This window comes from Alkalimonas sp. NCh-2 (assembly GCF_039631345.1).
Classification (GTDB): Bacteria; Pseudomonadota; Gammaproteobacteria; order Enterobacterales; family Alteromonadaceae; genus Alkalimonas; species Alkalimonas mucilaginosa.
In genome coordinates, this window is the sequence record NZ_JBDIUV010000001.1 from 477,711 (window position 1) to 490,248 (window position 12,538).

The window sequence follows — 12,538 nt, forward strand, 5'->3', positions numbered from 1 at the left end:
CCCAAGCCAGATAGAATCAGGCAAGTGAACAGCCAGCAGCCGACCAAAAAAAACCGCGACCTGAGGTCGCGGCTATTCTAGCGTTTTTTGCCTTTAGGCTAAAGCGCAAATTTACTTCTTGGCTGCTGCAATTTGAGCGGCAACTTCAGCTGCGAAGTCTTCTTCTTTCTTCTCGATGCCTTCACCAACTTCCAGGCGGATGAAAGAAACCGCATCAGCACCGTTTTGCTTTAAGAAATCACCCACCGAGGTGGCAGGATCTTTCACAAACGGCTGACCAGTCAAGCTGACTTCACCAGTGAACTTGGCCATACGACCAGCGACCATTTTTTCAGCGATTTCTTGTGGCTTGCCACTGTTCACTGCGATTTCGATCTGAATAGCGCGCTCACGCTCTACCACATCGGCTGGTACATCTTCTGGCTTGACAAAACCTGGGTTGTTAGCAGCGATGTGCATGGCAATGTCTTTACCAATTTCTTCGTTCGCGCCAGTCAACACAGCCAGTACACCGATACGGCCAGAGTGAACGTATTGACCAATGGTCTCACCTTCCACCACAGCGATGCGACGTACATTGATGTTTTCACCGATTTTTGCGACCAGAGCAGCACGGGTTTCATCCACAGTACTGCCATTCAGGTCAGTCGCCAGCAAAGCGTCCAGAGCAAAGATCTTGTTGTTGTGAACCAGGTCTGCCACGCTGTTGGCGAACGCCAGGAAATTGCTGTCACGCGCTACGAAATCAGTTTCACAGTTGAATTCAACCGCAACACCGTAGCCATTGCCAACACGAGTCAAAATGGTACCTTCAGCAGCAACACGGCCAGCTTTCTTCGCCGCTTTGGCCAGACCGCTTTTACGCATCTCGTCAATCGCAGCTTCGATATCACCCTTGGTTTCTTCCAAAGCTTTTTTACAATCCATCATGCCTGCGCCGGTACGCTCGCGCAGTTCTTTTACTAAGGCAGCAGTTACAGCCATCAGAGTATCCTCGTTATCAATCGGTTTGAGCAAACAGAGGCCGCAGCCTCTGTTGATGTCTTAGTCAGTTCAGCCCCTATGGAGCCAACAGCTTATTCAGCTTCGACGAAACCTTCAGCTTCCGCCTGAACTTCGATGGTGTTGCTACGGCCTTCAGTGACTGCCTGGCTGACAGCAGACAGATACAACTGAATAGCGCGGATGGCGTCATCGTTACCAGGAATGATGTAGTCAATGCCTTTTGGATCTGAGTTGGTATCCACTACAGCAACCACTGGAATACCCAGGTTGTTGGCTTCTTTCACAGCGATGTGCTCATGATCAGCGTCGATCACGAACAGCACGTCTGGCAAACCGCCCATATCCTTGATACCACCCAGGCTTTTTTCCAGCTTGTCCATTTCACGGGTACGATCCAAAGCTTCCTTTTTGGTCAGCTTGTCGAAAGTACCGTCCTGGCTCTGTGCTTCTAAATCTTTCAGACGCTTGATGGACTGACGAACGGTTTTCCAGTTAGTCAGCATGCCGCCTAACCAGCGGTGGTCAACGTAGTATTGGTCACAGCTTTTTGCCGCTTCTTTAATGGCTTCAGAAGCTGCACGCTTGGTGCCAACGAACAGAATTTTGCCTTTTTTGGCAGAAACCTGCTGGATGAAGCTCAGCGCATCATTCATCAAAGGAACAGTTTTTTCCAGGTTGATGATATGTACTTTGTTGCGCGCACCGAAGATGAACGGCTTCATTTTCGGGTTCCAGTAACGGGTTTGGTGACCGAAGTGGACACCCGCCTGGAGCATGTCACGCATTGAAACTTTTGCCATGATAAAATACCTTAAAATTTAGGGGTTAGGCCTCCATACATCCCATGTTCCGACCCGCTTACCAACCTGCGTTATTGCACAGGTTAATTGCAGGCACCCCGGCCCATGTGCCGATGTATGTGTGTTATTTGTCATTTCGCAACCTAAGCAATAACGATATACTGCACAGAAATGCACAAAGCTATTTGCTAAATTGCGGCGCGCTTTATACCATAGCCACTTGTAAAACACAATATTAAAGCTGCTTTGCTGCAATCTTATGACACCGTTTCAAACACAGAGAGAGACTGGATGACTCCAATCATCAAAACCCCGGAAGAAATCGAAAAAATGCGTCTGGCTGGCCGTCTTGCTGCTGAAGTGCTGGAAATGATCGAGCCTTATGTGGTGGCTGGTGTAACCACAGACGAACTAAACAGTCGCTGCCATGACTACATCGTGAATGTACAACAAGCGACTCCTGCACCGCTCAATTATCACGGTTTCCCAAAGTCGATCTGCACCTCGGTCAACCATGTGATTTGCCATGGCATTCCCAATGACAAACCATTAAAAGACGGTGACATTATCAATATCGATATCACGGTGATCAAAGATGGTTACCATGGCGATACCTCGCGGATGTTTGTAGTCGGTGAGCCCAGTATCCTGGCAGCCCGCCTGATCAAAGTTACACAGGAAGCCATGTACCTGGCTATTAAAAAAGTCAAAGACGGCACTCGGTTAGGCGATATTGGTCAGGTCATTCAACAGCATGCCGAAAAGCATGGCTACTCGGTGGTTCGAGAGTATTGTGGTCATGGTATTGGGGCCGAGTTTCATGAAGAGCCTCAGGTGCTGCATTACGGCCGGGCTGGGACTGGCGAGGTATTGAAAGCCGGTATGTGCCTGACCATTGAACCGATGATCAATGCCGGTGCCCGTCACAGCAAGCTACTTAAAGATGACTGGACCGTGGTAACCAAAGACCGCAGCCTGTCGGCTCAGTACGAGCACACCATTCTGGTGACAGAAACCGGCTGCGAAATTCTGACCCTGCGCAGTGACGACACCATAGAGCGGATTGTCAGCGCCGAATAATCTACAGGAGCCAAAGCGCATGAAAGAAGCGGTTGCTTTTCAAAAGAACTGGCCCAGCCAGTTCAGCCTGGATGGCTACAAAAAGCATATAGCTGAATTTCTGCGCTGGTCCGAGCAGGCCTTCGAACAACAGTCGGTACAAAGCCTGGTCAAAGCCCGGGCTCGCTTTATTGATCAGTTGTTGGCTGCCTTGTGGCAACAACAAGAACTGAACCAGGATAATTCTTTATGCCTGATCGCTGTGGGCGGCTATGGCCGGGGCGAACTGCATCCGTTTTCAGACATTGACTTGCTGATTTTGAGTGAGCAACAACTTACGGCGAAACAGCAGGATCAGCTCTCCATTTTTGTGACCCAGTTGTGGGATCTGAAGCTGGAAGTAGGCCACAGTGTCCGTACGCTGGATGAAACGCTGCAGTTAGGAAAAGACGATATCACCATTGCCACCAATCTGATGGAAATGCGCCGCTTGCTGGGCAATAAATCATTGTATGAACGCCTGCAACAAGCCATCCATGCGACAGATTTTTGGACCAGCCAGCAGTTTTTTGAAGCCAAGCGCCACGAGCAGCAACAGCGTCATGCCCAATACCACGGCACCGCCTACAACCTGGAGCCTAATTTAAAGGCCAATCCTGGTGGCTTACGCGATATTCAGACCATCGGCTGGGTCGCCAAACGACACTTTCAGACCCGTACCATGCGCGAGCTGGTGGCCTATCAGTACCTGACCGAAGACGAGTATCAGGAACTGATGGAATGTGAAGCGTATTTATGGCAAATGCGCTTTGCGCTGCACCTGGAGGCCGGCCGCAACGAAAACCGGCTGCTGTTTGACTATCAGCCCGCTGTAGCTGAGCGGCTTGGTTTTGGTAGCGATGGTAAAGCCACGGTAGAGCGGATGATGAAACGCTTTTTCCGCACTGTGCAACGGGTCAGTGAACTGAATGAAATGCTGTTGCAGCACTTTGAAGGCAGCATCCTGAATAACCACCAAAGCGCCAAAGTGCAACCGCTGGATGATAGCTTTGAACTGCACGGTCACCTGATCAAAGCATTGGATAACGGTGTTTTTGCCCGGCGTGACAATTTACTGAAGTTGTTCTGGCACATTGCCAACAACTCCAACATCACCGGCATTCATTCCGATACACTGCGTTTATTGCGTCAGGTTCGGCGCCGTTTGATGGGCGATTTGCAGGATTACGAGGCCTGCCGGCGGCTTTTTCTGGCGCTGATGCGTCACCCACGCGGCATGGATACCTCCATCACCCTGATGCACAAATACGGTGTCTTGGCCGCCTACCTGCCGCAGTGGCGCAATATTGTCGGCCAGATGCAATTCGATCTGTTTCACGCCTACACCGTGGATGAGCACACCCACCGGCTGCTGAAAAACCTGTACCGCTATACGTTGCCGGAATACGACAACGAATTTCCGCTCTGCTCAGACATCGTACGTCGCATGGAAAAACCAGAGCTGCTGTTTCTGGCTGGGATTTTCCACGACATCGCCAAAGGCCGGGGCGGTGATCACTCCGAGCTTGGTGCCATGGATGCGAAAGAATTTTGCCGGCTGCATAAACTCAGCGACTTTGACAGCAAACTGATAAGCTGGCTGGTCGAGCAGCACCTGCTAATGTCGGTCACCGCTCAGCGCAAAGACATTCACGATCCTCAGGTGGTCACCGAGTTCGCAGAAAAGGTACGGGATGAAACCCGGCTTAATTACCTGTATTGCCTGACACTGGCTGATATTCGCGCCACCAACGACAATCTGTGGAACGACTGGAAAGGTTCCTTGCTGCGTGATCTGTATCTGTCGACGCAAAAAGCCTTTCGCCGCGGCCTGGAAAAGCCGATGGATATGCGCGATCAAATCCGCGAGAACCAGGCCGAGGCTTTGCGGTTACTGCAGCGGCAAGCCTTTACCAAAATCGAGATCCAGCATCTGTGGAGCCGGATCAAAGCGGATTATTTTATCCGCTACAACCCAAAGCAGATTGTCTGGCACTGCGAACATATTCTGCGCCACAAAGACTCGAAACAACCATTGGTGCTGGTGAGCAAAGCACCCATTCGTGGCAGTACCCAGGTGTTTGTGTACACACCGGATCAACCCAATTTATTCGCCCGGCTGGTCGCGGCGCTTGATAGTAAAAAAGTGGCCATTTTTGATGCCCAAATTATGACCAACAAAGATGGCTATGCAATGGATACCTTTGTGGTGCTGGAGCAAAATGGTCAGCCGGTGACCTCGCCGTCACGGGTGCAGAGCATCAAGCGCGCGCTGGAGCAAGCCATTGCAGGCAAAGCGGAACCACAGCGTCACTCGACATTATCGCGTCAAATGCGCCAGTTTAATGTACCGCCTAAAGTCAGCTTTTTACCAGGCAACAGCAAAAACCGCACCATGGTAGAAATTGCCGCACTGGATGCGCCCGGCCTGCTGGCCCGCATTGGTGATGTATTCCAACAGTGCGCTATTCAGATTCATGCCGCCAAGATCACCACATTGGGCGAACGGGCAGAAGATTTTTTTATGGTATCAACGGCAGAGGATACTGCCCTTGATTTTGACCAGCAAAGCCAGTTAAAACGGACTTTGATTGACCATTTAACTCACGTAACAGAAGGTTGATAACCCAAGATGGCAGATTTAAAAACCATTATTGAACAAGCATTTGAGCAACGCGACTCCATTACGCCCAGCACGGTTTCGGCAGAGCACAGAACCGCTATTGAAGCAGCCTTGGAGCTGCTGGACAGTGGCAAAGCCCGGGTGGCCGAAAAGCTGGCTGGCGAATGGGTGGTGCATCAGTGGTTGAAAAAGGCTGTCTTGCTGTCGTTTCGGATCAATGACAATGCAGTGCTGGATGGCGGCGAAACCAAGTTCTACGACAAAGTCCCGATGAAATACGCCGGCTACGATGCCGCTCGTTTTGCCGCTGAAGGCGTGCGGGTAGTACCACCGGCAGCGGTGCGTAAAGGCAGCTACATCGCTAAAAATGCCGTGCTGATGCCCTCCTATGTCAATATTGGTGCTTACGTCGGCGAAGGCACCATGGTCGATACCTGGGCCACCGTTGGCTCCTGCGCTCAGATCGGTAAAAACGTGCACTTATCCGGTGGCGTGGGTATCGGTGGCGTGTTGGAGCCGCTGCAGGCTAACCCCACCATCATTGAAGACAACTGCTTTATCGGTGCCCGCTCTGAAGTAGTAGAAGGGGTCATTGTCGAAGAAGGCGCCGTGTTGTCGATGGGCGTGTACATCAGCCAGAGCACCCGTATTTACGACCGTGAAACCGGTGAAATCAGCTATGGCCGGGTGCCGGCTGGTGCTGTGGTAGTGCCGGGCAGCCTGCCCAGCAAAGACGGCAGCCACAGCCTCTATGCCGCTATTATTGTCAAAAAAGTGGATGCTCAGACACGCGCTAAGGTCGGTATTAACGCCTTGCTCCGTAACGTCGAGTAACGCAGCAACCCGTTTATCTTCAAAGGCCAGGCATTTGCTTGGCCTTTTGTTTTATCAATGCTAATCAGAGTTGCCTCACCTTGATCTAGGCACCATTTTGACGTACATTTAAAGCAAATGTACCTGATGGAGAGGTTGGCAATGAGTGAAACAGCAGATACCAAACAGGAGCGGATCAACCTGAGGTTGCAGCACAGTGCCAAAAAAGCACTGGAGCGGGCCGCCAGCTTTGAGGGAAAAACTGTCAGTAACTTCATACTGTCCAGTGCCTTAGCGCATGCTGAGAAAACCATTCAACAGCACGAAATGATGCAGCTCAACAGCCTGGATTCTGAAGCTTTTTTCAATGCATTGGCTAAACCAGTTCAGTTCAACAAGAAACTAAGTGCAGCCATTGAGGAACATGAACAGCGTGTCATTAGCCAATGACGGACTTCGCAAAGTTAGTCATTGAACCACTGCTTAGTCATCACGACAGAGCTGGATTCGATTGTGGTACTGACTTGCTAAATCATTATATACAAAAGCAAGCCAGTCAGGATGTAAAACGGCGGATAAGCCGGGTCTTTATCGCAACCACAGCAGAACACCCAAGCCGCATTATTGGCTATTACACGCTTTCAAGCCTGTCAATTGCACTTAGTCAATTACCCCAGGAGCTGGCAAAAAAACTCCCCCACCACCCTATTCCTGCTGCTTTGCTGGGCCGATTAGCCGTTCACAAGATGGCACAGCAACATGGCGTTGGTAAAATATTACTGGTCGATGCTATCAAGCGAACCTTGGCTATCAGCGAACAAATTGGCATTTATGCCATGGTAGTCGATGCGCTTAACCAGCAAGCGCAATGCTTTTACCAACAATTCGGTTTTTCGCTATTAAGTACAGAAAACCGACGTTTATTTCTGCCACTTCAATCCATCGGGTAAGATTGCTCGAACTTCTCAAAGTATAAGCCAGTGCAAGGCTTTACTGACCTTTTGCTTAGGAAAGCGGTGGAAAATGCGCTTCCAACCAGGGCAGTGCCAGGCTTTCTGGCTCCAGTGTTTCGCAGGCGTCGATCCACAAAGGATCAGTTAGCGGCTTGCCCTGCAGCTCCTGCAGCAGTTCGTAAAACTGCTTGCCAGCTCCGCAGAAGTTCTCGTAGCTGCTATCCCCAAGACCAATCACTGCGATGATTTTGTCGGTCAAAAGCGGAAAGCGATCGCGTGCATCGATAAAAAACGGCAAGGCATTGTCCGGGATATCGCCCTGGCCGGTGGTGGAGCTGATCACCAGCCAGACATCCGGATCGTCAGCAAGCACGGCATCCAGTTTAGGCTCGGTATGCAGTTCGCACAGATAGCCCCGTGCTTTGAGCAATTGTGCTGCCTGCTCGGCCAGGAACTCTGCGCCACCATAAACAGTGCCAACAATAATGGCTATTCGTTTCATCGTTGCTCCTTGTACAGCTGTTCAAAAGCCTGCTGATAAAATGATGTTTGTTGCGGCCAGCCAAGTTGCTGTAATAGCGGCTGCCAACTGGCAAGACTAGCCTCGATGCAAAGTGTTTGACCATTCATTGGATGAGTCAGGATCAGCTGCTTCGCCATTAAGAGTAACTGAGCGCAGTTTAAGTGCTCACGAAACAAGCGGTTGTGCTTGCCATCACCATGGCTGGTATCACCCACGATGGGGTGGCGTAAATGCGCCAAATGCCGCCGCAATTGATGTTTACGCCCGGTGCGGGGCGAGAGTGCCACCAAACTATAACGCGCAGCCGGGTAACGGCCAACCGGAATAGGCAGCTCAACCTGTGCCAACGGCAGGTAATCGGTGACCGCACTCTGGGCTGCCTTATCATTGCTGCTGAATTTATCGGCAATTTTGTCCTGCTGCTCTTTGAGTGGGTAATCCAGAGTACCGCCTTGCTGCAGATAACCACGCACCACCGCCAGATACCCTTTGTACCAATGCTGATTGGCATTTTGCTCACTCAGCAAGCGCGCTACCTCACTGGATAACGCGAACAGCAAGACGCCAGAAGTAGGCCGGTCCAACCGGTGCACCGGAAACACATGCTGGCCTAGTTGGTCACGCAGTGTCTGCATCACAAAGCGGGTTTCGTGTTTATCCAAAAATGAGCGATGCACCAGCATACCGGCGGGTTTATCCACCGCTACCAGCCATTCATCCTGATACAAAATCGTCAGTTCGTTAGTATCTGGCGTCTCAATCAGTCTGGAAACAGGCATCAAAGCGTCCTATCCAGTACAACAACAAGCGGGTATCCTGCGAATACTTCGCCAGGGCTACTTCTGCCATCGGTAAAATGCTTACCTTTTCCGGCAATGGGTGATCGCCATCCAGCAAGGCTTGCATCCGTGGCAGTAATACAAATTGTAGCCAGTGTTCAAACGGCATGGTGTCGCAACAAAAGGGCGCTGTACTGGCCATAGCTTCCGGACTGGGTGGAAGCGGGCTCCATAGCTCAAGCGCTTTCAGCTCGGCTTTAATTTCCTGCAGCGCAGCAACAATCAGCTGTGACATCACAACTCCTGAGGCAATTGATTCAGGCTGGATCTTAACATAACTTTTCTGCCACAGGCATCAGCGCTTGTCGGTTGTCAGTCACTGCTTTTGTCAGTACCATGAGCGCCAGTATTTGATTCTGGAACCTATTGATGGCCACTACCTGGCTGATTATTGGCTTATTACTGATTTGTTATCTGTTCTGGCTGCAGCGCAAACAAGACGAGCGCGCGATTTTACTGGCCAGACACCTGTGCAAAAAACATCAGTTACAGTATCTGGATTGCGGCCGGTTGCAGCATAAGCTGGAACGGCGCCAAGGCCGGCTGCGCTGGCTAACCCATTACAGTGTGGATTTTAGCAGCGATGGTGAAAGCCGCTATCAGGGTACTTTAAGCTTATCTGGTTTGCAGTACACAGCTTTTGACTTACCGGCTTACCGCCTGCCTGACAACTTCCCTAGTCCATAACCGTCACCATCAGGTCTGAGGCTGCTTTGGCCGGAATAGCAGCTTGCCCTGCACGGTGTTAAAACTAAGCTCAGTCACAGCTTGATACGCATCGCCAGCAAAGAACGGCAGGTATTTCTCCAGCGTAACAAAAACCCCCACACCGGAAGATGTACTATCCTGATCCACTAACTGGTCCACCGCCCGCAGCAACTGATGCCCAAGGCCAAGCTGTTGATGCCTTGGCGATACGGCAATAAAAGCCAGCATATGGTAATCTTTAGCTGGCATCGCCGCATGAATACGCTCTTCTTTTTCCAACAATTGTCGGGTAGAAACATAACCAGCCGTCAGTAACATCTTCAGCCGCCAGTGCCAATAACGATGACCGCCAAGGCCGGAACTGGCTTTCACCAAACAAGCGACACCAATAAGCTGCTCGGATTGAAATAGCCCAATGATGGTTTGACTGCTTTGCCAAAAAGCACTGAGCTCTTCACGGATCGCTGCCCGCAGCTTTTTCTCATAATCGGCTTTATCGGCCTGAAAAATGGTCATAAACAGCGGATCATCGTGATAGGACTGATACAAAATGGAAGCTGCGACATTGAGCTCTGGCCCTTCCAGCTCCCGCACCAGTAAATCATTTAACTGTTCAACCGACATAGTACACCTGATTTTTATTATGTGTATTTTTTCATCACCATAGCAGGGCAATTGGCAATTGCCAATCTACTTTGATGCGCTACCCTTAAGACAAAGTGATTTTAACGGAGACATTGCAATGGATACTTCAACACATAGCCTGGCCACTTTATTTGCCCAACTCGGGCTGAACAACGAGCAGGCAGCGATAGATGCCTTTATTGCAGAGCACCGCCTGGCCGAGCATGTGCCACTGGAAAAAGCACCCTTCTGGAACCCTGCCCAGGCAAGTTTTATTGCCGAGTCGCTCAAAGAAGATGCCGATTGGTCGGAAGTGATTGATGAATTGAATACCTTGCTGCGCAAGTAAAGCCAAAGCAAAGCTCTGGCTTTACTGTCGTGACTTTACAGCTGGGCGTAGGCTTTTTCGCCCCAACCGCTTAAACGGCCATTGCTAAACACCAGCGGTGTGCATTCATCTTTGGTGGTCATACCATCGCTGCGCCGGTGGTGGGTGCGGTAAAACAGTACCTGTACCGAGCTATCCCCCTGCTGAAACGCCTCGGTAAAATCCGGTGCCCCCAAATCCTGCATCACTTGCACCAGCGAGGTTCCGGTGGTGAGCTGATTGATGTAACTGCGATTGGCTTTTTGCGTTTGCCGCCAGTCCGCTTCATTAAAACGCGCGTCTTTCGAGCCATTCACCGCCACCACACAACCGGATAATGGCAGGATCAGGGCAGATACCAGCAGCAGATATTTCATTGTCATTGTTTTCTCCTGTAATTTTTTGAGCATAACAGACGAAGCAAATCAAAGGCCAACTTTAAATTCATTTAAAAACAATGAGTTAAAACTAATAAATGCCAATCACTGCAAAATTACTGTACTATTTGGCCACTAACTAGCGGATTTGACCAATGAACACCACCACAGCTTTGGAATTACTCAGCCAGGAAGCAGCCCGTCTGATACAGGAAGGAAAAACTCCCAGCCTGGCCTTGCTACGCAGCCGGCTGGGCCGCAAAGTGCCCCCTGCTGACCTGCTGCCGGCTTTTCAGCAATGGAAGCAACTGCCAACTGCCGCTAAAGCAGTAGCTGTCAACAACCAAACCAGCCCGGTGCCGGCAACTGAATTACCAGCGACAGACCTTCTGACGGCCCGAATTGAGCAACTGGAGGCCAAACTAGCCAGGCTGGAGCAGCGCCTGACACGGCTGGAACAACAAGGAGGCAACGATGTGGCTGGCTGAGCTACGGTTTCGGCTGCTTAGCGATACCAGCTATAGCCTGGCAGAACAACACATTCGGCAGTATCTGGAGGCACTGATTTTTCAGGGCCAATTGATTGGCCGGGAATTTCCGACTTACTTTGCCGACGATCATTTCTGTAGCCGGATTATTTTGCCTGCCGAAGACGCACTAAAACCCCAACATCACAGCCTGCGTGGCCAGCAAGCATTAGCAGCCCTGCCTGAAGCTGGCTTGAGTTACCCCAAACTGCAACTGCTGGGACAGGATCTGATGTCCAGCCATACGGATCCCTGTCCATCCGCCACAGGTTATCTGCTGTTTACCAATTTTGCCGAGCAAGTCTCACCACTACGCTGCTGCGATCACTTTGCCCCCGTGCCTTTGTATCGGTTAGGTGCCGGTAGTACTACCGATTATGAAGACTTTATTCGCTGGCAGCTGCAATATCAGGCGCTGGATGAAATTCAAATGCAACAGCAGCGTGTACTGCCCAAAAGCGCCGAAAACGCCTTGCAACAACTACACAGCAAGTTAAACCAGCAAGGCAGGCAACTGGCGAGGCGGGTAGAAAAATTTAGCGGCAAGACCTGTTATTATTATTTATACAGTGGCAGCAGCCCCGACTGCAGCCTTGAATCCAGCAAAGCTTGCCCGGGCTGCGGCCTTACCTGGCAGTTGAGCGACAGCTGGCATGGCTTATTTCAGTTTCGCTGCGATCACTGCCGGCTCGTATCCAATATCGCCTGGGATTGCCAATAACGATCAAAACCCCTCGCTACTGGCCGGCACAAGCTGCTGCAGAAACTCTCCCAACGAGTCGGCCAGCTTATGCTGGACTTCTTTACCTACCGATTCGGCATACACCTCACCGCTGCTATTTAATACCGACACCATCACATTCTCGTCATCGGTCACGGCAACAAAAACAGTTTCACGCTGCCGCAGCCGTCGCTTCATCAAAATATGGCCAATGATGTTTTCTTTTAAGCGATCACAATCCGCTTCGTGCCAGGGCATCAACAACAACAGCTTGCCTTCCGCATGTTCCGCTGCCAGTCCCCCGCCATAGTACAGCCCATAAAAGGCTTTAATATCGGCATGCAATGTCAGCTCCAGCGCCTGCTCTACCGCCTGAAAATCCAACCGGGGTTGTTGCAGCACCGGCTGCCAAAGCACCCTATCATCACCCTGCGCTTTGATTTCACAAGGCGATGGCAATACTTTGTCACGCTCAGTCAGCAGCGGCTGCTGCTGTTGCTGCGACCACGCCAGGGTACGCTCAATAAAATCCTGCCAACTGGCGGCCAGATCCATGCAAT

General features: G+C 50.9%; 17 protein-coding genes. 9 read left to right on the forward strand and 8 right to left on the reverse strand.

Annotation, left to right across the window (positions count from 1 at the left end):
• Nucleotides 1–111: 111 nt before the first annotated feature.
• Together tsf and rpsB are read right to left on the reverse strand one after the other, a co-directional pair.
• Nucleotides 112–984, reverse strand: coding sequence for a translation elongation factor Ts (gene tsf, locus ABC502_RS02270; protein WP_345914759.1), 873 nt, complete (start codon nt 982–984; stop codon nt 112–114).
• A 92-nt stretch (nt 985–1,076) separates the two neighbouring features.
• Complete coding sequence (gene rpsB / locus ABC502_RS02275; RefSeq protein ID WP_330087933.1) at nt 1,077–1,805, reverse strand: 30S ribosomal protein S2; 729 nt, start codon at nt 1,803–1,805, stop codon at nt 1,077–1,079.
• Between the two features lie 291 nt (nt 1,806–2,096).
• Between rpsB and map the strand changes: the two genes are divergently transcribed.
• The 5 genes from map (at nt 2,097) to ABC502_RS02300 (ending at nt 7,289) form a co-directional block, all read left to right on the forward strand.
• Nucleotides 2,097–2,885 carry a type I methionyl aminopeptidase gene (map, locus tag ABC502_RS02280; RefSeq protein ID WP_330087934.1) on the forward strand — a complete coding sequence of 263 codons (789 nt, stop codon included), beginning with the start codon at nt 2,097–2,099 and terminating at the stop codon, nt 2,883–2,885.
• 19 nt (nt 2,886–2,904) lie between these two features.
• Nucleotides 2,905–5,526, forward strand: a complete 2,622-nt coding sequence (gene glnD / locus ABC502_RS02285; RefSeq protein WP_330087935.1) for a [protein-PII] uridylyltransferase — start codon at nt 2,905–2,907, stop codon at nt 5,524–5,526.
• A gap of 9 nt (nt 5,527–5,535) precedes the next feature.
• A complete protein-coding gene (dapD, locus tag ABC502_RS02290) occupies nt 5,536–6,360 on the forward strand; it encodes a 2,3,4,5-tetrahydropyridine-2,6-dicarboxylate N-succinyltransferase (RefSeq protein WP_345914760.1) in 825 nt (274 codons plus the stop codon).
• 141 nt (nt 6,361–6,501) lie between these two features.
• On the forward strand, nt 6,502–6,789 hold the full coding sequence (locus ABC502_RS02295; protein ID WP_345914761.1) for a DUF1778 domain-containing protein: 288 nt from the start codon (nt 6,502–6,504) through the stop codon (nt 6,787–6,789).
• The gene (locus ABC502_RS02300) at nt 6,786–7,289 is read left to right on the forward strand and encodes a GNAT family N-acetyltransferase (RefSeq protein WP_345914762.1); all 504 of its coding nucleotides are present in this window, start codon (nt 6,786–6,788) and stop codon (nt 7,287–7,289) included. Before ABC502_RS02295 ends, ABC502_RS02300 begins: the two co-directional genes overlap by 4 nt.
• Before the next feature lie 55 nt (nt 7,290–7,344).
• On the opposite strand, the gene ABC502_RS02305 is transcribed toward ABC502_RS02300, so the two are convergent.
• Genes ABC502_RS02305 through ABC502_RS02315 form a run of 3 tightly spaced genes read right to left on the reverse strand, consistent with a single transcriptional unit; the run spans nt 7,345 to nt 8,889 of the window.
• Nucleotides 7,345–7,794, reverse strand: coding sequence for a flavodoxin (locus ABC502_RS02305; protein ID WP_345914763.1), 450 nt, complete (start codon nt 7,792–7,794; stop codon nt 7,345–7,347).
• Nucleotides 7,791–8,594: a tRNA pseudouridine(65) synthase TruC gene (gene truC / locus ABC502_RS02310; protein WP_345914764.1), complete on the reverse strand. Its 804-nt coding sequence runs from the start codon at nt 8,592–8,594 to the stop codon at nt 7,791–7,793. Before truC ends, ABC502_RS02305 begins: the two co-directional genes overlap by 4 nt.
• The gene (locus tag ABC502_RS02315; RefSeq protein ID WP_330087939.1) at nt 8,572–8,889 is read right to left on the reverse strand and encodes a YqcC family protein; all 318 of its coding nucleotides are present in this window, start codon (nt 8,887–8,889) and stop codon (nt 8,572–8,574) included. Before ABC502_RS02315 ends, truC begins: the two co-directional genes overlap by 23 nt.
• 134 nt (nt 8,890–9,023) lie before the next feature.
• On the opposite strand from ABC502_RS02315, the gene ABC502_RS02320 reads away from it, so the two are divergent.
• Entirely contained in the window at nt 9,024–9,341 is a 318-nt protein-coding gene (locus tag ABC502_RS02320; RefSeq protein ID WP_330087940.1) for a DUF3301 domain-containing protein, read from the forward strand.
• Nucleotides 9,342–9,350: 9 nt separating this feature from the next.
• On the opposite strand, the gene ABC502_RS02325 is transcribed toward ABC502_RS02320, so the two are convergent.
• Complete coding sequence (locus tag ABC502_RS02325; protein ID WP_330087941.1) at nt 9,351–9,986, reverse strand: GNAT family N-acetyltransferase; 636 nt, start codon at nt 9,984–9,986, stop codon at nt 9,351–9,353.
• A gap of 118 nt (nt 9,987–10,104) precedes the next feature.
• On the opposite strand from ABC502_RS02325, the gene ABC502_RS02330 reads away from it, so the two are divergent.
• A complete protein-coding gene (locus tag ABC502_RS02330; protein ID WP_330087942.1) occupies nt 10,105–10,335 on the forward strand; it encodes a DUF2789 domain-containing protein in 231 nt (76 codons plus the stop codon).
• 35 nt (nt 10,336–10,370) lie between these two features.
• On the opposite strand, the gene ABC502_RS02335 is transcribed toward ABC502_RS02330, so the two are convergent.
• Nucleotides 10,371–10,736, reverse strand: a complete 366-nt coding sequence (locus tag ABC502_RS02335; protein WP_345914765.1) for a DUF3192 domain-containing protein — start codon at nt 10,734–10,736, stop codon at nt 10,371–10,373.
• Nucleotides 10,737–10,885: 149 nt separating this feature from the next.
• On the opposite strand from ABC502_RS02335, the gene ABC502_RS02340 reads away from it, so the two are divergent.
• Nucleotides 10,886–11,218: a hypothetical protein gene (locus ABC502_RS02340; RefSeq protein WP_330087944.1), complete on the forward strand. Its 333-nt coding sequence runs from the start codon at nt 10,886–10,888 to the stop codon at nt 11,216–11,218.
• Nucleotides 11,205–11,978, forward strand: a complete 774-nt coding sequence (locus ABC502_RS02345; RefSeq protein ID WP_345914766.1) for a DUF2310 family Zn-ribbon-containing protein — start codon at nt 11,205–11,207, stop codon at nt 11,976–11,978. The genes ABC502_RS02340 and ABC502_RS02345 overlap by 14 nt, the downstream gene beginning before the upstream one ends.
• Nucleotides 11,979–11,981: 3 nt before the next feature.
• Here ABC502_RS02345 and syd read toward each other — a convergent pair whose 3' ends face one another.
• A complete protein-coding gene (gene syd / locus ABC502_RS02350; protein WP_345914767.1) occupies nt 11,982–12,533 on the reverse strand; it encodes a SecY-interacting protein in 552 nt (183 codons plus the stop codon).
• Nucleotides 12,534–12,538: the final 5 nt, after the last annotated feature.

Coding starts and splice junctions, on each gene's coding strand:
- ABC502_RS02325 (WP_330087941.1), bottom strand. CDS start 9,986: ATGTCGGTTGAACAGTTAAATGATTTACTGGTGCGGGAGCTGGAAGGG.
- map (WP_330087934.1), top strand. CDS start 2,097: ATGACTCCAATCATCAAAACCCCGGAAGAAATCGAAAAAATGCGTCTG.
- syd (WP_345914767.1), bottom strand. CDS start 12,533: ATGGATCTGGCCGCCAGTTGGCAGGATTTTATTGAGCGTACCCTGGCG.
- ABC502_RS02330 (WP_330087942.1), top strand. CDS start 10,105: ATGGATACTTCAACACATAGCCTGGCCACTTTATTTGCCCAACTCGGG.
- ABC502_RS02340 (WP_330087944.1), top strand. CDS start 10,886: ATGAACACCACCACAGCTTTGGAATTACTCAGCCAGGAAGCAGCCCGT.
- ABC502_RS02315 (WP_330087939.1), bottom strand. CDS start 8,889: ATGTCACAGCTGATTGTTGCTGCGCTGCAGGAAATTAAAGCCGAGCTG.
- glnD (WP_330087935.1), top strand. CDS start 2,905: ATGAAAGAAGCGGTTGCTTTTCAAAAGAACTGGCCCAGCCAGTTCAGC.
- ABC502_RS02345 (WP_345914766.1), top strand. CDS start 11,205: ATGTGGCTGGCTGAGCTACGGTTTCGGCTGCTTAGCGATACCAGCTAT.
- ABC502_RS02320 (WP_330087940.1), top strand. CDS start 9,024: ATGGCCACTACCTGGCTGATTATTGGCTTATTACTGATTTGTTATCTG.
- rpsB (WP_330087933.1), bottom strand. CDS start 1,805: ATGGCAAAAGTTTCAATGCGTGACATGCTCCAGGCGGGTGTCCACTTC.
- ABC502_RS02305 (WP_345914763.1), bottom strand. CDS start 7,794: ATGAAACGAATAGCCATTATTGTTGGCACTGTTTATGGTGGCGCAGAG.
- ABC502_RS02300 (WP_345914762.1), top strand. CDS start 6,786: ATGACGGACTTCGCAAAGTTAGTCATTGAACCACTGCTTAGTCATCAC.
- ABC502_RS02335 (WP_345914765.1), bottom strand. CDS start 10,736: ATGACAATGAAATATCTGCTGCTGGTATCTGCCCTGATCCTGCCATTA.
- truC (WP_345914764.1), bottom strand. CDS start 8,594: ATGCCTGTTTCCAGACTGATTGAGACGCCAGATACTAACGAACTGACG.
- ABC502_RS02295 (WP_345914761.1), top strand. CDS start 6,502: ATGAGTGAAACAGCAGATACCAAACAGGAGCGGATCAACCTGAGGTTG.
- dapD (WP_345914760.1), top strand. CDS start 5,536: ATGGCAGATTTAAAAACCATTATTGAACAAGCATTTGAGCAACGCGAC.
- tsf (WP_345914759.1), bottom strand. CDS start 984: ATGGCTGTAACTGCTGCCTTAGTAAAAGAACTGCGCGAGCGTACCGGC.